The sequence below is a fragment of the Peribacillus sp. NJ11 genome (assembly GCF_030348405.1).
In the GTDB taxonomy this organism is placed as follows: Bacteria; Bacillota; Bacilli; order Bacillales; family DSM-1321; genus Peribacillus.
This window is the reverse complement of record NZ_JAUCFO010000001.1, coordinates 1,771,541-1,791,812: the sequence shown is the minus strand read 5'-3', so window position 1 is coordinate 1,791,812 and position 20,272 is coordinate 1,771,541. Positions and strand designations below refer to the sequence as shown.

12 protein-coding genes, 21 tRNA genes and 3 rRNA genes are annotated in these 20,272 nt (G+C 46.4%); 5 read left to right on the top strand and 31 right to left on the bottom strand.

Translation table 11 applies throughout. The features are described 5' to 3' along the window. Nucleotides 1–79: 79 nt before the first annotated feature. Both QUF86_RS08870 and QUF86_RS08865 read left to right on the top strand, forming a co-directional pair. Complete coding sequence (locus QUF86_RS08870) at nucleotides 80–1,690, top strand: ATP-binding protein (protein ID WP_289334070.1); 1,611 nt, start codon at nucleotides 80–82, stop codon at nucleotides 1,688–1,690. After that, the gene (locus tag QUF86_RS08865; RefSeq protein WP_289334069.1) at nucleotides 1,683–2,378 is read left to right on the top strand and encodes a response regulator; all 696 of its coding nucleotides are present in this window, start codon (nucleotides 1,683–1,685) and stop codon (nucleotides 2,376–2,378) included. Before QUF86_RS08870 ends, QUF86_RS08865 begins: the two co-directional genes overlap by 8 nt. A 61-nt stretch (nucleotides 2,379–2,439) precedes the next feature. On the opposite strand, the gene QUF86_RS08860 is transcribed toward QUF86_RS08865, so the two are convergent. The 7 genes from QUF86_RS08860 to QUF86_RS08830 all read right to left on the bottom strand — a co-directional run bounded on the left by QUF86_RS08860 (nucleotide 2,440) and on the right by QUF86_RS08830 (nucleotide 10,622). Continuing rightward, nucleotides 2,440–2,586: a hypothetical protein gene (locus QUF86_RS08860; protein ID WP_289314641.1), complete on the bottom strand. Its 147-nt coding sequence runs from the start codon at nucleotides 2,584–2,586 to the stop codon at nucleotides 2,440–2,442. Nucleotides 2,587–3,162: 576 nt separating this feature from the next. After that, the gene (gene menC, locus QUF86_RS08855) at nucleotides 3,163–4,266 is read right to left on the bottom strand and encodes an o-succinylbenzoate synthase (protein WP_289334068.1); all 1,104 of its coding nucleotides are present in this window, start codon (nucleotides 4,264–4,266) and stop codon (nucleotides 3,163–3,165) included. Beyond that, nucleotides 4,263–5,744, bottom strand: a complete 1,482-nt coding sequence (locus QUF86_RS08850; protein WP_289314640.1) for an o-succinylbenzoate--CoA ligase — start codon at nucleotides 5,742–5,744, stop codon at nucleotides 4,263–4,265. The genes menC and QUF86_RS08850 overlap by 4 nt, the downstream gene beginning before the upstream one ends. 86 nt (nucleotides 5,745–5,830) lie before the next feature. Continuing rightward, complete coding sequence (gene menB, locus QUF86_RS08845; RefSeq protein ID WP_289314639.1) at nucleotides 5,831–6,649, bottom strand: 1,4-dihydroxy-2-naphthoyl-CoA synthase; 819 nt, start codon at nucleotides 6,647–6,649, stop codon at nucleotides 5,831–5,833. A gap of 1 nt (nucleotide 6,650) precedes the next feature. After that, nucleotides 6,651–7,472: a 2-succinyl-6-hydroxy-2,4-cyclohexadiene-1-carboxylate synthase gene (gene menH, locus QUF86_RS08840; RefSeq protein ID WP_289334067.1), complete on the bottom strand. Its 822-nt coding sequence runs from the start codon at nucleotides 7,470–7,472 to the stop codon at nucleotides 6,651–6,653. Then, nucleotides 7,469–9,220: a 2-succinyl-5-enolpyruvyl-6-hydroxy-3-cyclohexene-1-carboxylic-acid synthase gene (menD, locus tag QUF86_RS08835; RefSeq protein ID WP_289334066.1), complete on the bottom strand. Its 1,752-nt coding sequence runs from the start codon at nucleotides 9,218–9,220 to the stop codon at nucleotides 7,469–7,471. Before menD ends, menH begins: the two co-directional genes overlap by 4 nt. Next, nucleotides 9,213–10,622 carry an isochorismate synthase gene (locus QUF86_RS08830; protein WP_289314636.1) on the bottom strand — a complete coding sequence of 470 codons (1,410 nt, stop codon included), beginning with the start codon at nucleotides 10,620–10,622 and terminating at the stop codon, nucleotides 9,213–9,215. Before QUF86_RS08830 ends, menD begins: the two co-directional genes overlap by 8 nt. Before the next feature lie 298 nt (nucleotides 10,623–10,920). On the opposite strand from QUF86_RS08830, the gene QUF86_RS08825 reads away from it, so the two are divergent. Together QUF86_RS08825 and QUF86_RS08820 are read left to right on the top strand one after the other, a co-directional pair. Then, the gene (locus QUF86_RS08825; RefSeq protein ID WP_289314635.1) at nucleotides 10,921–11,841 is read left to right on the top strand and encodes a 1,4-dihydroxy-2-naphthoate polyprenyltransferase; all 921 of its coding nucleotides are present in this window, start codon (nucleotides 10,921–10,923) and stop codon (nucleotides 11,839–11,841) included. 146 nt (nucleotides 11,842–11,987) lie between these two features. Beyond that, complete coding sequence (locus QUF86_RS08820) at nucleotides 11,988–12,662, top strand: TraR/DksA C4-type zinc finger protein (protein WP_289334065.1); 675 nt, start codon at nucleotides 11,988–11,990, stop codon at nucleotides 12,660–12,662. A gap of 118 nt (nucleotides 12,663–12,780) precedes the next feature. Here the strand turns inward: QUF86_RS08820 and QUF86_RS08815 are convergent. The 24 genes from QUF86_RS08815 to QUF86_RS08700 all read right to left on the bottom strand — a co-directional run bounded on the left by QUF86_RS08815 (nucleotide 12,781) and on the right by QUF86_RS08700 (nucleotide 19,654). After that, nucleotides 12,781–12,852 (bottom strand) — tRNA-Glu (locus QUF86_RS08815). 3 nt (nucleotides 12,853–12,855) lie between these two features. Then, a tRNA-Ser gene (locus tag QUF86_RS08810) sits at nucleotides 12,856–12,946 on the bottom strand. A gap of 1 nt (nucleotide 12,947) precedes the next feature. After that, nucleotides 12,948–13,022, bottom strand: a tRNA-Asn gene (locus tag QUF86_RS08805). A 12-nt stretch (nucleotides 13,023–13,034) separates the two neighbouring features. After that, nucleotides 13,035–13,111 (bottom strand) — tRNA-Ile (locus QUF86_RS08800). Nucleotides 13,112–13,116: 5 nt separating this feature from the next. Next, nucleotides 13,117–13,190 (bottom strand) — tRNA-Gly (locus tag QUF86_RS08795). Nucleotides 13,191–13,194: 4 nt separating this feature from the next. Further along, nucleotides 13,195–13,270: transfer RNA gene (locus tag QUF86_RS08790), tRNA-His, on the bottom strand. Nucleotides 13,271–13,286: 16 nt separating this feature from the next. Continuing rightward, a tRNA-Phe gene (locus QUF86_RS08785) sits at nucleotides 13,287–13,362 on the bottom strand. A gap of 23 nt (nucleotides 13,363–13,385) precedes the next feature. Next, a tRNA-Asp gene (locus QUF86_RS08780) sits at nucleotides 13,386–13,461 on the bottom strand. A gap of 6 nt (nucleotides 13,462–13,467) precedes the next feature. Further along, a tRNA-Met gene (locus QUF86_RS08775) sits at nucleotides 13,468–13,541 on the bottom strand. Nucleotides 13,542–13,643: 102 nt separating this feature from the next. Further along, nucleotides 13,644–13,736, bottom strand: a tRNA-Ser gene (locus QUF86_RS08770). Between the two features lie 20 nt (nucleotides 13,737–13,756). Beyond that, nucleotides 13,757–13,833: transfer RNA gene (locus QUF86_RS08765), tRNA-Ile, on the bottom strand. A 10-nt stretch (nucleotides 13,834–13,843) separates the two neighbouring features. Further along, nucleotides 13,844–13,920, bottom strand: a tRNA-Met gene (locus QUF86_RS08760). Nucleotides 13,921–13,948: 28 nt separating this feature from the next. Then, nucleotides 13,949–14,024, bottom strand: a tRNA-Ala gene (locus tag QUF86_RS08755). Between the two features lie 17 nt (nucleotides 14,025–14,041). Beyond that, nucleotides 14,042–14,118: transfer RNA gene (locus tag QUF86_RS08750), tRNA-Pro, on the bottom strand. Nucleotides 14,119–14,129: 11 nt separating this feature from the next. Then, nucleotides 14,130–14,206 (bottom strand) — tRNA-Arg (locus QUF86_RS08745). A 9-nt stretch (nucleotides 14,207–14,215) separates the two neighbouring features. Further along, nucleotides 14,216–14,304 (bottom strand) — tRNA-Leu (locus QUF86_RS08740). Between the two features lie 12 nt (nucleotides 14,305–14,316). Next, nucleotides 14,317–14,391, bottom strand: a tRNA-Gly gene (locus tag QUF86_RS08735). A gap of 8 nt (nucleotides 14,392–14,399) precedes the next feature. Further along, a tRNA-Leu gene (locus QUF86_RS08730) sits at nucleotides 14,400–14,481 on the bottom strand. Between the two features lie 8 nt (nucleotides 14,482–14,489). Next, nucleotides 14,490–14,565, bottom strand: a tRNA-Lys gene (locus QUF86_RS08725). A gap of 22 nt (nucleotides 14,566–14,587) precedes the next feature. Continuing rightward, a tRNA-Thr gene (locus QUF86_RS08720) sits at nucleotides 14,588–14,663 on the bottom strand. Nucleotides 14,664–14,673: 10 nt separating this feature from the next. Beyond that, a tRNA-Val gene (locus QUF86_RS08715) sits at nucleotides 14,674–14,749 on the bottom strand. An 11-nt stretch (nucleotides 14,750–14,760) separates the two neighbouring features. Further along, nucleotides 14,761–14,876 (bottom strand): 5S ribosomal RNA (gene rrf, locus QUF86_RS08710). Between the two features lie 119 nt (nucleotides 14,877–14,995). Beyond that, a 23S ribosomal RNA gene (locus QUF86_RS08705) occupies nucleotides 14,996–17,928 on the bottom strand. A 175-nt stretch (nucleotides 17,929–18,103) separates the two neighbouring features. Then, nucleotides 18,104–19,654: ribosomal RNA gene (locus QUF86_RS08700) — 16S ribosomal RNA — on the bottom strand. The 16S, 23S and 5S rRNA genes sit together here with 21 tRNA genes alongside, the layout of an rRNA operon. A gap of 428 nt (nucleotides 19,655–20,082) precedes the next feature. Here QUF86_RS08700 and QUF86_RS08695 point away from each other — a divergent pair. Next, the gene (locus QUF86_RS08695; RefSeq protein WP_289334064.1) at nucleotides 20,083–20,268 is read left to right on the top strand and encodes a hypothetical protein; all 186 of its coding nucleotides are present in this window, start codon (nucleotides 20,083–20,085) and stop codon (nucleotides 20,266–20,268) included. Nucleotides 20,269–20,272 lie beyond the last annotated feature (4 nt).

Genomic DNA, 20,272 nt, shown 5'->3' with positions numbered 1-20,272 from the left:
GTAATACAATGCGCGAAAAATAGCGAAAAGTGATAGTAATTCTGTTACTATTAAGTATAGAAGTAATGGAGGAGAAACAATGGATAAATCCTTTCATATGCCCATTCAAGTTAAAATCACCCTGCTATCATTCGTAATCGTCGCTTTTTCGATACTTATAGGCGGGATTTTTATATTTGGAAATATCGTTTCAGTCAGGGAAGATGAAATTGGCAAACGATCGATGATCACCGCCCATACCATTGCCGAACTCCCTGAAGTACAAAAATTGGTCCGTGAGCCCGAAGGATGGACGCAGCTCAATCCGATTATTGAAAATTTAAGGAAAATCCATCAAGCGAATTATATAGTTGTGCTCAACAATCAGCATATACGTTATTCCCACCCTGTGTTCAGCCAATTGGGAACCCCCTCGGGCAGCAGCGACGAAAGCGCTGCGTTCGCCGAACACGAATACCTTTCGAAGGCCGCTGGCGAACTTGGCATTTCCGTCCGCGCCTTTGTCCCGATCCTTGATAGAGATAGAGAGCAAATCGGCGTCGTTCTGGTTGGGAATATCCTGCCTACGATACCGGAATTAATCAAGGATCTGAAAGGCGAAATCGCGATTATCCTGGTCCTTACACTCCTATTCGGTGTATGCGGCTCATGGCTCATGGCCAGACGGATAAAAAAAGAGACCTTTCAACTTGAACCACATGAAATTTCACGGATGTTGGTTGAAAGGACGGCGGCTTTCAATGCCATGCATGAAGGGGTCATCGCCATAGATAATAATCAGACAATCACGATTTTCAATGAAAAGGCTAAGCAAATATTCAATATTGACGGTGCGGTCATAGGCAAGAATATCAATGATATTATACATGATACCCGTCTCCCGGAAGTGCTCGACCGGACATCTCCCATCTTCAATCAGGAAATCTCCGTTCAAAACAGGAATATTGTAAGCAACCGGGTACCGATAAAGATTGCGGATAAAACGATCGGTGCCGTGGCCATTTTCCAGGATCGCACCGATGTGACGAAGCTAGCTGAAGAGTTGACTAGTGTCAAAGCTTTCGTTGAAGCCCTGCGCGTCCAAAACCATGAACATATGAACAAACTTCATACGATAGCTGGATTGATCCAGCTAGGTAATCTGGACGAAGCACTGCATTACATTTTTCAAATCACGGAAGAGCAAGAGGAATTGACCAGGTTTTTAACGAAGCACATTCACGATGATAATTTAGTGGGGCTTATATTAAGCAAGATTTCCTTGGGACGGGAACTCGGAATCGAACTAATCATGGACAAGCACACGAAATTGGACCACTTCCCAGCTGATATGGATCATCACGATTTTGTTTTGATAATCGGAAACCTGATCGAAAATTCATTCGCTGCACTAAAGCATTTTTCAGAGGAAACGAAACAGGTTTATCTATCCATCTACCAGGATGAACGTAATTGTCAAATCGTGCTTGAGGATAATGGACCCGGTATTCCTGAGGACATTCATAAAGATATATTCGAATATGGTTTTACAACAAAAGGTGCGGAAGGATCAGGAATTGGTCTTTACCTAATAGACCAAATTGTAAAAAAAGCGAACGGCGAAATGAAATTCACGACACGCCCTAACGAAGGAACAAGCTTTTTTCTTTCTTTTCCCATGCACGATATAGAGGAGAACCAAAATGACTAATGAAATTCGTGTACTTTTAATTGAAGACGACCCAATGGTCCAAGAGGTCAACAAACAGTTCATCGAGCGCCTGTCTGCCTTTAAAGTAGTTGATACAGCTTCCAATGGGCTTGATGGTCTAAAAAAAATCAGGGAGTCTAAACCCGACCTTGTGATTTTGGACATCTTCATGCCATCTTTAAACGGGGTAGATACACTTTATCAAATAAGAAAAGAGCAAATTGATGTGGATGTCATCATCATTTCAGCGGCAAATGATCAGAAAACGATCCGAAAAATGGTTCAGAACGGGGCTTTTGACTATTTAATCAAGCCATTCAAATTCGAAAGGCTAAAACATACGCTTGAACAATATTTTGCTTTTCGGATGGAGGTTGAACCTGACCATCAAATCTCTCAAAATCAGCTTGACCGAATTCTCTTTCAAACCAAAACACCTTCTGAATCGAGTCCGAAATATGATGTTCCGAAAGGATTGAATGGCGCGACTCTTGAGCAAGTGACGAAATTTATAAAGACCCAGCCTGGATCTTTATCTGCGGAAGAAGTGGCTGATGGGATTGGAATCGCCAGAGTTACTGCAAGGCGCTATCTTGAATACTTGCATGGCGAAGAAGTCCTTCAGCTTGACGTTCAGTACGGCAGCATCGGCCGTCCAGTCAATAGGTACCGGCTTCAAAAATCTTAAAACGCATGGGGACCAGCTAGAACCGAAACGGTTCCCTTTTACCTTTTATCTTTTATCCATTTTACGCACCCGTCTTTCGATCATATAGGCCCCACTTTCTCTTCAAAAGAAACAGTTCACACTCCGCCAATGCCGTCACTTCTTTAATGACATAGTCCGGCATGCCTCTTCTTAGTAGAATTTCCGCAATAAGGTACGGTCTTTTCATATACTCTCCCCTCCCTTTCCCTTGGTTGCATACTTTTTATTTCATTATACAAAATAATCCAGTGAAGAAAAAATAGACAAAGCCCCATTTTACGAAAAAAAATATGACTGATCGGGCCATTTAACTGATTTTTCTTCTTTAAAACTCCATTTTTAATAGGGAATACTGGAGAAAAAATATATTTGTAGTCTGCTGACAAATAAAAAAGAGTTCCAGTCGTTTTCAGAAAAAATCCGTTCCCTTTCCGCTCTGCCAAGCCTCCTGCCGCAGGCATCTGGCGGGGTCTTGGTTAGCCAGTTATTCGGCAGGAGTATCCGAGTTAACTTTTAACACCATGATTCGGGGGTGAGAGCTCCTTATATCGACAAACTGATATTTGTTAGTATCCTATTAAATCATTTTCCAAAAGGGTGGGGTTTTTGTCCAAGAAGTACTAAATTGGTGAGTTCCATATACCGTGATATCGAATGGATGAAGCACATTAGCTTTCTAGCGAGATAGAGGATTATTATAAAATGTGGTTGGATTTGCAATATTAGTTCAAAAGAGGTGCGGCATTCACCTCCTTTGATGTTTTCACCTGTACAGTTTACTATATGTAGTCAAATCCTTTAGCCGCTTTTCATTGATGGCAAAACCGATCCCAGCTTTATCGGGGACTTGGATCATGCCATTTTTGACAATGACTTCCGGATCGATTATGTCCCCTTCCCAATAGCGGGATGAGGATGATATATCCCCGGGAATCGTGAACCCTTTTAATGTGGCAAGTGCGATATTATGTGCACGTGAAATGCCAAATTCAATCATGCCCCCGCACCAAACGGGCACATCATTTCCCAGGCATAGATCATGTATTTTGACAGCTTCCGTCCAGCCGCCGACTTTTGCCATCTTAATGTTGATCACCCCACAGCTTCCGAGCGACAGAGCACTTTTGGCATCATGAAAGGAATTTATGCTTTCATCAAGGCAAATGGGTGTCTGCAGCTGTTTCTGTAAAATGGCATGCTCAACAATGTCGTCATGTCCCAGCGGCTGCTCAATCATCATCAGATTAAACACATCAAGCTTCTGAAGGTGTGGGATGTCATCAAGAGTGTACGCTGAATTGGCATCTGCCATTAGCGGAATATCGGGATAGGCCCGACGGATTTCCGATAAAAACTCCAGATCATTTTGAGGATTGATTTTTATCTTATATCGCTGATAACCAGATCCGGAAAAATCCTCAATCTGGCGCAGCGCGTCTTCAATATCATTGGAAGCAACGACAACACCAGCGGGCACTTCACTTCGTTCGCCGCCAAACAGCCGACCGAGATAGACTTCTTTCTGCTTCGCATATAGATCAAGAATTGCCTGCTCTAAAGCTGACTTCGCCATCGCATTCCGTCTGATTCCGCTCCATAAGTTCGGCAGCTCATCAGGATGCTTGATCTGACTTGCCAATGTCAGCGGTATTAAGAAGTCCTCCAACATATGAAAGCATGTTTTGATCGTTTCCTCGGTATACCAAGGACTTGCAAATGGCACCGCTTCCCCGTATCCAATCAATCCATCTTCATCCATGGCTTCGACAATTATCACTTCCCGGTCGCTTACCGTTTCGAGATGCGTCTTAAATGGCCGCTTTAATGGGGCCTTAATGAGCTTTAGTGAAATGGAGGATAACATCATTGCCATTCCCCCATTCCCTTCTTCAGTTCCCTTCTCAGAAGCTTGCTCGCGCCATTACGCGGAAGCTCCTGGCAAAAAATCACGTTCCGGGGAATTTTATAGGCCGCCAAGGATTCCCTGCAATACTCCAGCAGTTCGCTCTCACTAAGCTCTGCACCTTGGTTTAAAACGACAAAAGCGAGTGGAACCTGTCCCCATTTTTCATCGTCAGTCCCCGTCACTCCCGCTTCGAATACATCCGGATGCTTACTAAGGACATTTTCAATCTCGGCCGGATAGACATTTTCACCGCCGGATATGATTAAATCCGAGCGTCGGTCAAGCACATACAAAAAGCCTTCCTCATCGAGATAACCAAGGTCCCCAGTATAAAGCCATCCATCGGTAATGGCCTGCTGTGTAGCATCCATCCGATTGAAATAGCCTTTTGTCACATTTGGACCTGAAACCACGATTTCACCCGCTTCCCCCGGTTCACACATATTGCCGTCTTTCTCTATACGTAATTGCGAAGGGAATAAAGGTTTTCCCGCTGATCCGATTTTTGTCATACTATACTCCGGTGCCAGTGTCACAATCTGTGAAGACGTTTCGGTCATCCCATAAGACTGATAGACGGGAATCCCCTTCTCCTTACATGATTCAAGTAAATGAACGGGTGCAGGGCCGCCGCCCAACAGGAAACAGCGAAAGGTTTCCGGATAGCCAGTTCCCTTCAAATCCTGCACCATCCTATTCAGCATCGCCGTCACGACCGAAATGATCGTCACGCCATTTTCCTGAATGCTCCGGTTTGCTTCCCGTTCATCGAACCGTTCCGCCAAAACGACCTTCATGCCATAAATCACATTTTTCATCAGGATGGATAAGCCGCTAATATGAAAGATCGGAACCGCGCAATACCAAGAATCCTCCTCATGCAATCCAAGGTTCAGAACCGACCCGACGGCACTCCACCAATGATTGCCGAAGGTTTGGATCACACCTTTTGGATTTCCTGTCGTACCTGATGTATACATGATCGTAGCGGTATCCTCAAGGTAAAACTCTTGAAGTATCTCTGCCTTGCCCTCATCCGGCAATTCTTCCATTAAGTGAAGGTTTAAATCAGGGAGAATACCGCCAATATCCGAGAGTTTGTCGGTGAAGGTACCTTCCGAAACCAGATAAACGGTCTCACTATCTTCAATCTGCCAGGACAACTCTTTTGCCGTTAACTTATTATTCAGCATCACAATCTTCACACCAAGATAAAATAGTGCGTGGATAGCGACAACACCATCAATATGATTACGGAGTAAAACCGCGCATGAATCGCCAGCCCTCAGACCAATGTTAGAAAGCTTGCCAGCCATCTTCTCCGATAATGTATGCAGTTCAAGAAAGCTATACGTATGACCTTCAAACTCAATTGCCGGACGATCTGGTGAAAGATGCGCCCGATTTTTCAGCCAGTTCGGCAACTTTTCTTCTGCCATGTTTGCTTAGCCTCCTCCATTTGGATATAGAAAACAGCCCGGCGAATATCCGCCAAGCTGTCAGTCTCATCGATTCACGCGTTTCATTAAGGGAAACGAGGGAATTGTCCAAAGTCCGGATTGCGTTTTTCTTTGAATGCATCGCGGCCTTCTTTTGCTTCTTCTGTTGTATAGTATAAAAGTGTAGCGTCACCAGCCAATTGTTGAAGACCCGCAAGGCCATCAGTATCAGCGTTCATTGCCGCTTTCAAGAAACGAAGTGCCGTTGGGCTCTTCTCAAGCATTTCTTCACACCATTTAACCGTTTCCGCTTCTAATTGGTCTAAAGGTACGACTGTGTTGACCAATCCCATATCCAATGCTTCCTGGGCATTGTATTGACGGCATAGGTACCAGATTTCACGTGCCTTTTTATGACCGACGATACGTGCCAGGTAGCCAGAACCATAACCAGCATCAAAGCTTCCAACATTCGGTCCAGTTTGTCCGAAGACTGCATTGTCAGCAGCAATCGTTAAGTCACAAACCACATTCAAGACATTACCTCCACCAATTGCATAACCTGCGACCATGGCTACGACTGGTTTTGGAATGACGCGAATCAAGCGTTGTAAATCAAGAACGTTTAGACGTGGAATGTTATCTTCACCTACATATCCGCCATTCCCACGTACACTTTGGTCTCCGCCTGAACAGAATGCTTTGCCGCCTACACCCGTTAAAATAATGACACCGATGCTGGAATCATCACGCGCCCTTGCGAATGCATCAATCATTTCCGCAGTCGTTTTTGGCGTGAATGCATTATGTACATGCGGTCGGTTGATGGACACTTTTGCAATCCCGTTATATTTTTCATATAAAATTTCATCATACTCACGTATTGTTTCCCATTGTATCGTCATCTTAATTCCTCCTTCGATTTCTCTTTAAAAACTCACTTATTATTTTACCAAACTTTTCTCCATCTTCCACATGAATCGCATGTCCCGCACCATTTATTATTTTCCATTCAGCCCGCTTCAGCTTTTTTTTCATCGAGGCAGCAATTTCACAAAACTTAGGATCGAAATCACCGGTTACAAGGAGCACAGGAAAATCAAGGGTTTTCAGTTCTTCCCAGTAAGAAGCTTGACTGCCGGTCCCCATACCGAGAAGGCTATTGTAAAGGCCGGCAGGGACATTTGCCATCCGCTGTTCCCGGATGGCCGACCTGGTTTTGGCCGGCAGCCGTTTTTGACTTTCAAACAACGGGATGCTTTCCCATTGATCCACAAAAGCTTCCATGCCATTTTCAAGAATCCTTTCGGCAAGCTTCCTATCATTTCGCCTTCGGATTTCCCGCTCCTCTTCTGTTAAAAGGCCTGGTGAAGCGCTTTCCAATATCAATGTATCAACATACCCAGGATATAAACAGGCAAATCCCAATCCAAGCCTTCCGCCCATCGAGTATCCAAGGATATGGGCTTTCGTGAAATGTAACGCATCCAAAATATCCTTGATATCTTCAGCCACTCGCTCCATCTCATACCTTCGATGATCAACTGGTGATGCAGACATGCCATGACCTATGATATCGACCATGATCAAGGTATACCGCTCACGCAAAAGCGGAATGAGGAATTTCCATGTATCCCGATTTCCCGTAAATCCGTGCAAAAGAACAAGAGGATCTCCATTTCCCGTTATTTCAACAGCATAATTGACATCCTTGATGACAAAATTCATGATATTTCCCTGTCTAACACCATTTTTATTTCCTGGGAAACAAAACTCCACAAATTTCGATGCTTTTGTAAATTGGACTCTCTTTCTGTCGGTACTTCAATGATTTTCAGACCTTGCATTTCAAATGACTCTGTAAATACCTTCTTTAACTCATCCCAATTTTGCACCTTGCTGTATTTACCGCCGTAAAGCTGGGCAGCATGGGAAAAATCAAGACCGTGAGGCGTCCCGAATAGCGTTTCGAAATGTTCTCTCTCATTCGCCTGTGGCAAGAAGGAGAAAATGCCGCCCCCATCATTATTGATCAACAATATCGTGATGTTTTGTTTTTGAAGTTTAGCCGCAAGCAAGCCATTCATATCATGGAAAAAACTTAAATCCCCGATTGCCAGTACGGTATTTTTCGATACCGTACTTACGCCAAGCGCAGTGGAAACGACACCATCGATGCCATTCGCCCCTCGGTTTGCAAAGGTCTTGATTCCCTTTCCATTATTCAAAAAGAATGTATCCAAATCACGTATGGGCATACTATTCCCGACAAACAAAGTGGATCCCGATGGCATCATATCAGCTAACAGGGAGAACAGCTTGCCTTCACTTAACTCCCCTTCATCCTTGATGGAGGCTAAGGCATTCTTCGTCGCTCCGTTGACGGTTTGCCATAAACCAAGCCATTCATCATCATTGGCCTCAGTAATATTTTCAACAACACGCTTGCAGAAATCTTTCTCTTCGCTGTAAATCATGTTAGTTGCCAATCCTGCTGGCTCACGCCAACCTGCACCGCCATCGACGACCAAAGTGGTTGCCTGTTTTTGTTTTTTCATGAATAACAATAAGGGTTTAGAAACAGGCATTGTCCCGAAACGCAATATCACTTCCGGCTTGAAAGCCGCTTTTACCGCTTCATCGCGCAGAAACGTATCGTACGCATCAATTATGACGTCTTTGCCGTGACTCCCGCTCCTTAACTGGGAAAGAGGGTCAGCGAGTACCGGAAAAGCAAGTTTATCCGCTAATGCGACGATGGCTTCCTTCATCTCTGGATGCGGTAATTCGCCACATACAATCAACCCTTGCTTAGCTTGTGACAAAGTAGTTGCAACAGCTTCTATTTGTGATGCGGACAATGACCGTTCTCCACTGTCAATCAACACTGCAGGCGTCATTTTATTTTGCCGATACTCCTTTGCTTGCTCCAGATCCGGAATCAATGGTTCACGAAGCGGGAAATTCAAATGTACAGGCCCTGCAGGTTCACTTGCCGCTGTAGCCACTGCCCTTGCACCGACCGTTCTTGCATACCGCATCATCTCATCCGTGCTTTCAGGTAGTGCCATTTCGACAAACCATTTTACTTGTCTACCATAAAGATGAATCTGATCGATTGCCTGTGGGGCGCCGACATCACGCAATTCATGTGGACGATCAGCGGTAAGTACAATAAGCGGCACCCTTGAATAAAAAGCCTCAATGACGGCTGGATAAAAGTTTGCAGCGGCTGTACCGGACGTACAAAGAAGTCCGACAGGTTCCTTTAAGGCCTTAGCCAAACCAAGGGCAAAAAAAGCAGCCGAACGCTCATCCACATTAATATGAACTTCGATATCAGGGTGTTCCACTAGCAACAAAGCTAGGGGTGTGGATCGTGAACCCGGGCTCACCACCACATGCTTCATCTCATTTTGTGCCAGCTCATCGACAAATGAAGCAGCATATGCTGTCAATGCATCTCGGTCATTCATTAAGATTTCCTCCTAAAGCACTTAACATCGGATTGAATTTAATCCCCGTTTCCCGGAATTCACTTTCGGGAGTCGAATCCTCAACTACGCCGCATCCAGCAAAAAGCGATGCCTCATTGTTCTGTATAAGCGCAGATCGTATCCCTACAGCGAATTCCCCATTTCCATACGTATCCACCCAGCCTAAAGGACCCGCATAAAAGCCGCGTTCAAGACCTTCCATTTCCCGGATTCGGACAACGGCCTTTTCTTTTGGAAGTCCGCCCATAGCCGGTGTAGGATGTAGTTTCTCGACGAATTCAAAAATCGTGACACCTTCCTTGGATATTCCGCGGACCGGTGTATATAAATGCTGGATATGACGGTTTTTCATAAGTTTCGGTTCGGCCGGAACAATTACCTTTTCGCATACAGAATCAAAGGCATTCGATATCATCGACACGACATATTGGTGCTCTTGTAAATTCTTTTGGTCATGAAGCAATTCATCACCAAGACAAACATCTTCTTCCTCATCTTTCCCTCGCCCCATCGATCCAGCAAGACAGGTAGAAAATACTTCATTTCCCTGTTTCTTAATTAAACGTTCAGGAGTGGCACCGACAAAACAGTCACCACCAGCTTCCAAACTGAAAATATAGCTTAATGGCTGCTCAGCAATCAATTGTTCAAGCACTTTCCCTGAATCGATGGAACGCTCAAAAACCAGTCGAAGCTCCCTCGCCAAAACGATTTTGTCGAGATCTGTCGTCTTGATTTCCTGAACAGCCTCAGCGACCGTCCGTTTCCATTCGTCAGGTTTGACTTCCCTCTGCTTAACCAGGGAATTGTGACCCAATCCAGTGTCATCCAAGCTTTCGAAAAGGAAAGCTTCCCGTTCATTTATCATATCTATGAAGAGTTTTTCTGAATCATCAGGCGAACAAAGTAAGTTTGTCGTTAAGTAAGCTTGTTTCCCCACTATTGATAGCATGAAGGCAGGTATATAAAACAGGTTGTCCCCGAATTGATTCCAAAGGAGCGTACTGTTAGTTTCATAATCAAAAGAAAAGCCCCCAAACAGTAAAGGACCGGTCGCTTCTACATCAGTCAATCCTGTTTTGACAGCAGTATTCTGCAGTTTGATCCAGCTCTTTTCGACTTCTCTATAACGTTCGGCATTCGATGCCGCTTTGAGTTTCTTAACATTGCCTAAGCCGGTGATGGTTATTTCCTTTGCAGGGTCCTCCCAGAAAAAGCGTTCACCCGCGTACCGTTCTCTTCCAGCTTGATAAAATGAAAGGGGGTTCGTGCAATTAACTTTCTTAATATGACTGAATAGAACTTGATCATTCAAGTCCTTCGCCTTTTGTATAGCTGAAGCCAGTCCCTGAAACTGCCCAGTTTCTTCTGAGATAGCCAAAAAAATCCCCCCAAATGTACATTTTAAAAGCTTTTTAACCTATTTAAAGATACACCTCCATTCAACCTCATGTCAATAAAACGCCCCTATACCGAGCGATTCATGCCTGCTTTTTTCCTTATTATATGAATCTTAGCGAATGAAGAGAAATATCCTTTATTTTGGAAGAGAATCGTCCACGAAATCAATTGACACCCTTACCTAATTTTCCTATCCTTATTAGGATAACCTTTTGTGCAACATTTCAATATTTGTTATAATTTCGAGAGAACCAATAATGATTTTGAGGAGAGAAATAATGCAAACAGAATACGACGGACTTCCCCTTAAACGGACCTGGAAGATTTGGTGGGAGTTAATTCGTCCACATACACTAACCGCAGCTTTTGTCCCGGTCTTACTTGGAACTATGATTGCACTTTTGGATGATGGAGTGAATTGGTTACTATTCGCTGCCATGATGATTGCAAGTATCCTGATTCAAGCTGCAACCAATTTATTCAATGAATACTATGATTTCAAGCGAGGCTTGGATACGGAGGAATCCGTAGGCATCGGTGGCGGAATCGTCCGTCATGGGATGACCCCCAAACTCATCATGACCTTGGCCCTTGGCATGTATGCCATCGCACTCATAATCGGAATCTATATCTGTGCCGCATCATCTTGGTGGCTTGCTGCAGTAGGACTGGTTTGCATGCTTGTCGGCTATCTTTATACAGGCGGTCCCCTACCCATTTCATATACACCATTCGGGGAACTTTTTTCGGGATTGTTCATGGGCTTTTTGATAATCCTGATCGCCTTTTTCATTCAAACCGGTCATGTTTCCTCAACAGCCATCTTAATTGCCATTCCAAGTGGAATATTGGTCGGGTTGATCAACTTATCCAATAACCTCCGTGACCATGATGGGGATAAGGCACATGGCCGCAAAACCATGCCTGTAGTGATGGGCAGGAAAAACGCCCTGAAATTCATGGCAATCATGTTTGCCTTCTCTTATCTATGGCTGGTTGGGTTAGTCCTTACCGGAAACGTAACAGCGTGGATTCTCCTTGCCTTCCTAAGCATCCCGAAAGCCATGGCCGCAATCAAAGGCTTCGTAGGTAAAACGCAGCCAATCACCATGGTGCCAGCAATGAAAGCCACGGCCCAGACGAACACCTTCTTTGGCTTACTCATGGCCATTGGATTATTCATCAGCTATCTAATATGATCTCCAAGGACTGAGCTCATCCGCTCAGTCCTTTTTTCTATCTTCCGTTCCATTTTGTTTCCCTATACTACGATTCGGGTAATAGATAATACAACCATCTTACCAATATAAAATGAGATATGGACTTTAGAAGGAGTGAAACGGATATGGCAACCAAACAGCAAATGCAAAAATTCAAAAAAGAACTGCTTCAAGAAAAAGATGAGCTTGGAAACAGGATTCAAAATGATGAACAATCCGTTCTGGATAAAAGCCAGACTGAATCCGTAGGGGAATTATCATCCTATGATAATCATCCTGCTGACCTAGGAACAGAATTATTCGAGATGGAACGGAACCAAGCACTGGACGAGCATGCACAATCTGAAATGGAGAAAATCGAAGAAGCATTGAATGCCATAGATGAGGGTACGTATGGCCATTGTAAAACCTGTGATATAGAAATCCCCATCGATAGGCTTGAAGCGATCCCAAGCACTCTTTACTGTGTCGAGCATGCCCCAGAACGGCCTACTACACAAGACCGACCAGTGGAAGAGGATATATTGATTCCATCCAAGGGTGATCATTTTGAAAATCGTCATGGAAATGAAATAGTGGATAAAGAGGATAGCTTTGGTGAAGTCGCCAAATTCGGTACATCCGAAACGCCATCTGATTACACCGGCGATCATGACAATTATAATGATCTTTATAAAACCGAAGATGAAACGGATGGATTTCCAGAAGACTATGAAGGATTTGCAGCAAATGATATCGAAGGGGAAAAAATAGGGTGGATATACCGAACAAAAAGCAAAAGGAATATGAAGATACATTAGATGAAGAAAATATCGATTCCCAGCTTGGAAACATTCCTTATAAACAAAAAGATACTTATATCAATGAAAAGAAATGAAAAAAAGAAGCATACATGAATGTATGCTTCCTTTTTTGTTATGACCCGTACGGGATTCGAACCCGTGTTACCGCCGTGAAAGGGCGGTGTCTTAACCGCTTGACCAACGGGCCAAATGGCGGAGAAGGAGGGATTTGAACCCTCGCGCCGCTCGCGCGACCTACACCCTTAGCAGGGGCGCCTCTTCAGCCTCTTGAGTACTTCCCCATGGCTCCGCAGGTAGGACTCGAACCTACGACCGTTCGGTTAACAGCCGAATGCTCTACCACTGAGCTACTGCGGAACAATATGAATATGGTGGGCCTAAATGGACTCGAACCATCGACCTCACGCTTATCAGGCGTGCGCTCTAACCAGCTGAGCTATAGGCCCATATTTGGAGCGGGTGAAGGGAATCGAACCCTCATCATCAGCTTGGAAGGCTGAGGTTTTACCACTAAACTACACCCGCGAAATGGGGCGACTGATGGGAATCGAACCCACGAATGCCTGAACCACAATCAGGTGCGTTAACCACTTCGCCACAACCGCCGTAATATGAAAGATATGGTGGCTCAGGACGGAATCGAACCGCCGACACAAGGATTTTCAGTCCTTTGCTCTACCGACTGAGCTACTGAGCCACATTTGTATTAAATTTAAAAAATGGCGGTCCCGACGGGAATCGAACCCGCGATCTCCTGCGTGACAGGCAGGCATGTTAACCGCTACACCACGGGACCTAATAATTGCGGGGACAGGATTTGAACCTGCGACCTTCGGGTTATGAGCCCGACGAGCTACCGGACTGCTCCACCCCGCGACGGTAATAATGAAACGATTTGCATCAAGTTTTCGTGTATATTGTTTTTTCGCTTCCTCTATGTAAGGTTGTTTCAAAACAACTTGCTGCTTTTTAAAAAAATGGAGGAGGTAGAGGGATTCGAACCCCCGCGGGATTTGACTCCCCTGTCGGTTTTCAAGACCGATCCCTTCAGCCGAACTTGGGTATACCTCCACGGCTTTAAAAAATGCATATGGTGGACCTTGTAGGACTCGAACCTACGACCGGACGGTTATGAGCCGTCTGCTCTAACCAGCTGAGCTAAAGGTCCTTATATTTATTGGTAGCGGCGGAGGGGATCGAACCCCCGACCTCACGGGTATGAACCGTACGCTCTAGCCAGCTGAGCTACACCGCCAATATAATATAAGTATCTGATTGAAAAATGGTGGAGCCTAGCGGGATCGAACCGCTGACCTCCTGCGTGCAAGGCAGGCGCTCTCCCAGCTGAGCTAAGGCCCCATTCATTAAAAATCACGTGGTCGGGAAGACAGGATTCGAACCTGCGACCCCTTGGTCCCAAACCAAGTGCTCTACCAAGCTGAGCTACTTCCCGCAATAAAAACATGGTGCGCCCGGCGGGAGTCGAACCTACAACCTTCTGATTCGTAGTCAGATGCTCTATCCAATTGAGCTACGGGCGCATATTAAGATGGTGCCGAGGACCGGAATCGAACCGGTACGGTAGTCACCTACCGCAGGATTTTAAGTCCTGTGCGTCTGCCAGTTCCGCCACCCCGGCACATACGAAAAGTGGAGCGGAAGACGGGATTCGAACCCGCGACCCCAACCTTGGCAAGGTTGTATTCTACCACTGAACTACTTCCGCATGAAAGATGCGGGTGAAGGGACTTGAACCCCCACGCCTTGCGGCGCCAGATCCTAAGTCTGGTGCGTCTGCCAATTCCGCCACACCCGCATATAAAATGGTGAGCCATGAAGGATTCGAACCTTCGACCCTCTGATTAAAAGTCAGATGCTCTACCAACTGAGCTAATGGCTCGTGCTTGTACTATTTCAAAATATGGTGCCGGCAAGAGGACTTGAACCCCCAACCTACTGATTACAAGTCAGTTGCTCTACCAGTTGAGCTACACCGGCAGGTGTAAAATGGTGGAGGATGACGGGATCGAACCGCCGACCCTCTGCTTGTAAGGCAGATGCTCTCCCAGCTGAGCTAATCCTCCATATGAAACCTGCTTGGCGACGTCCTACTCTCACAGGGGGAAACCCCCAACTACCATCGGCGCTGAAGAGCTTAACTGCCGTGTTCGGAATGGGAACGGGTGTGACCTCTTCGCTATCGTCACCAAACAATGTTAACATTTTTTTTAAGACATATATTATTATAACGTCTTTTCGAAAAAATGCAAGAAGAAATTTTCATTCCTTCAAAACTAGATAATAAGAAGGTATTTCATTTTTTTAAAGCGTTGGTTAAGTCCTCGATCTATTAGTATCAGTCAGCTCCACATGTCGCCACGCTTCCACCTCTGACCTATCAACCTGATCATCTTTCAGGGATCTTACTAGCTTGCGCCATGGGAAATCTCATCTTGAGGGGGGCTTCATGCTTAGATGCTTTCAGCACTTATCCCGTCCGCACGTAGCTACCCAGCTATGCCTTTGGCAAGACAACTGGTACACCAGCGGTGCGTCCATCCCGGTCCTCTCGTACTAAGGACAGCTCCTCTCAAATTTCCTGCGCCCGCGACGGATAGGGACCGAACTGTCTCACGACGTTCTGAACCCAGCTCGCGTACCGCTTTAATGGGCGAACAGCCCAACCCTTGGGACCGACTACAGCCCCAGGATGCGATGAGCCGACATCGAGGTGCCAAACCTCCCCGTCGATGTGGACTCTTGGGGGAGATAAGCCTGTTATCCCCGGGGTAGCTTTTATCCGTTGAGCGATGGCCCTTCCATGCGGAACCACCGGATCACTAAGCCCGACTTTCGTCCCTGCTCGACTTGTAGGTCTCGCAGTCAAGCTCCCTTGTGCCTTTACACTCTACGAATGATTTCCAACCATTCTGAGGGAACCTTTGGGCGCCTCCGTTACTCTTTAGGAGGCGACCGCCCCAGTCAAACTGCCCACCTGACACTGTCTCCCACCCCGATAAGGGGCGCGGGTTAGAATTTCAATACAGCCAGGGTAGTATCCCACCAACGCCTCCACCGAAGCTAGCGCTCCGGCTTCTCAGGCTCCTACCTATCCTGTACAAGCTGTACCAAAATTCAATATCAGGCTGCAGTAAAGCTCCACGGGGTCTTTCCGTCCTGTCGCGGGTAACCTGCATCTTCACAGGTACTATAATTTCACCGAGTCTCTCGTTGAGACAGTGCCCAGATCGTTACACCTTTCGTGCGGGTCGGAACTTACCCGACAAGGAATTTCGCTACCTTAGGACCGTTATAGTTACGGCCGCCGTTTACTGGGGCTTCGGTTCAAAGCTTCGCTTGCGCTAACCTCTCCCCTTAACCTTCCAGCACCGGGCAGGTGTCAGCCCCTATACTTCGCCTTGCGGCTTCGCAGAGACCTGTGTTTTTGCTAAACAGTCGCCTGGGCCTATTCACTGCGGCTTTTCCGGGCTATTCACCCTAAAAAGCACCCCTTCTCCCGAAGTTACGGGGTCATTTTGCCGAGTTCCTTAACGAGAGTTCTCTCGCACACCTTAGGATTCTCTCCTCGCCTACCTGTGTCGGTTTGCGGTACGGGCACCTTACATCTCACTAGAGGCTTTTCTTGGCAGCGTGGAATCAGGAACTTCGGTACTATATTTCCCTCGCCATCACAGCTCCGCCTTAATGGAAACGGGATTTGCCTCGTTTCCGGCCTAACTGCTTGGACGCGCATATCCAACAGCGCGCTTACCCTATCCTTCTGCGTCCCCCCATCGTTCAAACGATGTATAGGTGGTACAGGAATATCAACCTGTTGTCCATCGCCTACGCCTTTCGGCCTCGGCTTAGGTCCCGACTAACCCTGAGCGGACGAGCCTTCCTCAGGAAACCTTAGGCATTCGGTGGAAGGGATTCTCACCCTTCTTTCGCTACTCATACCGGCATTCTCACTTCTAAGCGCTCCACCAGTCCTTCCGGTCTGACTTCAACGCCCTTAGAACGCTCTCCTACCATCGACACCTAATGGTGTCAATCCACAGCTTCGGTGATACGTTTAGCCCCGGTACATTTTCGGCGCGGAGTCACTCGACCAGTGAGCTATTACGCACTCTTTAAATGGTGGCTGCTTCTGAGCCAACATCCTGGTTGTCTAAGCAACTCCACATCCTTTTCCACTTAACGTATACTTTGGGACCTTAGCTGGTGGTCTGGGCTGTTTCCCTTTCGACTACGGATCTTATCACTCGCAGTCTGACTCCCAAGAATAAGTATTTGGCATTCGGAGTTTGACTGAATTCGGTAACCCGTTGGGGGCCCCTAGTCCAATCAGTGCTCTACCTCCAATACTCTCATCTTGAGGCTAGCCCTAAAGCTATTTCGGAGAGAACCAGCTATCTCCAGGTTCGATTGGAATTTCTCCGCTACCCACACCTCATCCCCGCACTTTTCAACGTGCGTGGGTTCGGGCCTCCATTCAGTGTTACCTGAACTTCACCCTGGACATGGGTAGATCACCTGGTTTCGGGTCTACGACCTCATACTCATTCGCCCTATTCAGACTCGCTTTCGCTGCGGCTCCGTCTTATCAACTTAACCTCGCATGAAATCGTAACTCGCCGGTTCATTCTACAAAAGGCACGCCATTACCCATTAACGGGCTTTGACTACTTGTAGGCACACGGTTTCAGGATCTATTTCACTCCCCTTCCGGGGTGCTTTTCACCTTTCCCTCACGGTACTGGTTCACTATCGGTCACTAGGGAGTATTTAGCCTTGGGAGATGGTCCTCCCTGCTTCCGACGGGATTTCTCGTGTCCCGCCGTACTCAGGATCCACTCAGGAGGGAACGAAGTTTCAACTACAGGGTTTTTACCTTCTTTGACGGACCTTTCCAGATCACTTCATTTACCCCGTTCCTTTGTAACTCCATGTTGAGTGTCCTACAACCCCAAGAGGCAAGCCTCTTGGTTTGGGCTAATTCCGTTTCGCTCGCCGCTACTCAGGAAATCGCATTTGCTTTCTCTTCCTCCGGGTACTTAGATGTTTCAGTTCCCCGGGTCTGCCTTCAGTACCCTATGTATTCAGGTAAAGATACTGTTCCATTACGAACAGTGGGTTTCCCCATTCGGAAATCTCCGGATCAAAGCTTACTTACAGCTCCCCGAAGCATATCGGTGTTAGTCCCGTCCTTCATCGGCTCCTAGTGCCAAGGCATCCACCGTGCGCCCTTTCTAACTTAACCGTTAAAAAGATCTTACAGATGCTTTGAAAAAAATTAATTGCCTTCTATCTATTATCTAGTTTTCAAGGAACAAAGCAGAAAGAATCCATCACATCGTGATGCTTTTCTTCCCTATTTGAATGAATTACTCATTCAAAACTGAACAAAACAAAAGCGCTCTCGTAATTATCCTTAGAAAGGAGGTGATCCAGCCGCACCTTCCGATACGGCTACCTTGTTACGACTTCACCCCAATCATCTGTCCCACCTTAGGCGGCTGGCTCCATAAAGGTTACCTCACCGACTTCGGGTGTTACAAACTCTCGTGGTGTGACGGGCGGTGTGTACAAGGCCCGGGAACGTATTCACCGCGGCATGCTGATCCGCGATTACTAGCGATTCCGGCTTCATGTAGGCGAGTTGCAGCCTACAATCCGAACTGAGAATGGCTTTATGGGATTCGCTTACCTTCGCAGGTTTGCAGCCCTTTGTACCATCCATTGTAGCACGTGTGTAGCCCAGGTCATAAGGGGCATGATGATTTGACGTCATCCCCACCTTCCTCCGGTTTGTCACCGGCAGTCACCTTAGAGTGCCCAACTGAATGCTGGCAACTAAGATCAAGGGTTGCGCTCGTTGCGGGACTTAACCCAACATCTCACGACACGAGCTGACGACAACCATGCACCACCTGTCACTCTGTCCCCCGAAGGGGAAAGCCCTATCTCTAGGGTTGTCAGAGGATGTCAAGACCTGGTAAGGTTCTTCGCGTTGCTTCGAATTAAACCACATGCTCCACCGCTTGTGCGGGCCCCCGTCAATTCCTTTGAGTTTCAGCCTTGCGGCCGTACTCCCCAGGCGGAGTGCTTAATGCGTTAGCTGCAGCACTAAAGGGCGGAAACCCTCTAACACTTAGCACTCATCGTTTACGGCGTGGACTACCAGGGTATCTAATCCTGTTTGCTCCCCACGCTTTCGCGCCTCAGTGTCAGTTACAGACCAGAAAGTCGCCTTCGCCACTGGTGTTCCTCCAAATCTCTACGCATTTCACCGCTACACTTGGAATTCCACTTTCCTCTTCTGTACTCAAGTTCCCCAGTTTCCAATGACCCTCCACGGTTGAGCCGTGGGCTTTCACATCAGACTTAAGGAACCACCTGCGCGCGCTTTACGCCCAATAATTCCGGACAACGCTTGCCACCTACGTATTACCGCGGCTGCTGGCACGTAGTTAGCCGTGGCTTTCTGGTTAGGTACCGTCAAGGTACCAGCAGTTACTCTGGTACTTGTTCTTCCCTAACAACAGAACTTTACGACCCGAAGGCCTTCTTCGTTCACGCGGCGTTGCTCCGTCAGACTTTCGTCCATTGCGGAAGATTCCCTACTGCTGCCTCCCGTAGGAGTCTGGGCCGTGTCTCAGTCCCAGTGTGGCCGATCACCCTCTCAGGTCGGCTACGCATCGTCGCCTTGGTGAGCCATTACCTCACCAACTAGCTAATGCGCCGCGGGCCCATCTATAAGTGACAGCCGAAACCGTCTTTCCATCTTCTCTCATGCGAGAAAAGAACGTATCCGGTATTAGCTCCGGTTTCCCGAAGTTATCCCAGTCTTATAGGCAGGTTGCCCACGTGTTACTCACCCGTCCGCCGCTAATCTCAGGGAGCAAGCTCCCGTCGATTCGCTCGACTTGCATGTATTAGGCACGCCGCCAGCGTTCGTCCTGAGCCAGGATCAAACTCTCCGAAGAAATGTTTGACTTGCTCATTTTGCTTTTTTGATAGTGTGTGCTCACTTAAAATTTAACGTTGGCGCTTTGTTTTGTTCAGTTTTCAAAGAGCAATTTCTGTCGTTTCTCTCAGAAGCGACCTCTATAATGTAACACATTGTGTCACGTTTCGTCAACAACTTTTTTAAAAATATTTTTCAACAACTTGTTAGCTGTTTAAGTTGCTGTCTTAGCGACAAGAAATAATATACCATGTACCAAAAATGTTTGCAATATGTTTTTTAAAACTTTTTTCAAAAAAAACGTTTTTTTCTTTTTCCCTCTATATATCCTTCATTATCATCCCCCCTGCTTCCTTGACCAATAGCATGGTACATGAATGAACGAAGCATATTTCCAAAGAAACACAAATAGACTTATAAAGATATCTTTTCCCATGAGGTGAAGCAATGAATCTATCATTAATCGGATTACTCATTTCTTACAGTATGGCCCTTTACTTATTCAGTACTGCTTTTTATGAAGCCATCAGGTTCAGCAGAGAAAAAGGCAAGGTGCATGGTACGACATTTTTATTCAGCTTTACTTTCGCTATGATTTTCACACGAATCACCTATTTGTTTCATCCCTATTAAATAA

Coding starts and splice junctions, on each gene's coding strand:
- QUF86_RS08870 (WP_289334070.1), top strand. CDS start 80: ATGGATAAATCCTTTCATATGCCCATTCAAGTTAAAATCACCCTGCTA.
- QUF86_RS08865 (WP_289334069.1), top strand. CDS start 1,683: ATGACTAATGAAATTCGTGTACTTTTAATTGAAGACGACCCAATGGTC.
- QUF86_RS08860 (WP_289314641.1), bottom strand. CDS start 2,586: ATGAAAAGACCGTACCTTATTGCGGAAATTCTACTAAGAAGAGGCATG.
- menC (WP_289334068.1), bottom strand. CDS start 4,266: ATGATGTTATCCTCCATTTCACTAAAGCTCATTAAGGCCCCATTAAAG.
- QUF86_RS08850 (WP_289314640.1), bottom strand. CDS start 5,744: ATGGCAGAAGAAAAGTTGCCGAACTGGCTGAAAAATCGGGCGCATCTT.
- menB (WP_289314639.1), bottom strand. CDS start 6,649: ATGACGATACAATGGGAAACAATACGTGAGTATGATGAAATTTTATAT.
- menH (WP_289334067.1), bottom strand. CDS start 7,472: ATGAATTTTGTCATCAAGGATGTCAATTATGCTGTTGAAATAACGGGA.
- menD (WP_289334066.1), bottom strand. CDS start 9,220: ATGAATGACCGAGATGCATTGACAGCATATGCTGCTTCATTTGTCGAT.
- QUF86_RS08825 (WP_289314635.1), top strand. CDS start 10,921: ATGCAAACAGAATACGACGGACTTCCCCTTAAACGGACCTGGAAGATT.
- QUF86_RS08820 (WP_289334065.1), top strand. CDS start 11,988: ATGGCAACCAAACAGCAAATGCAAAAATTCAAAAAAGAACTGCTTCAA.
- QUF86_RS08695 (WP_289334064.1), top strand. CDS start 20,083: ATGAATCTATCATTAATCGGATTACTCATTTCTTACAGTATGGCCCTT.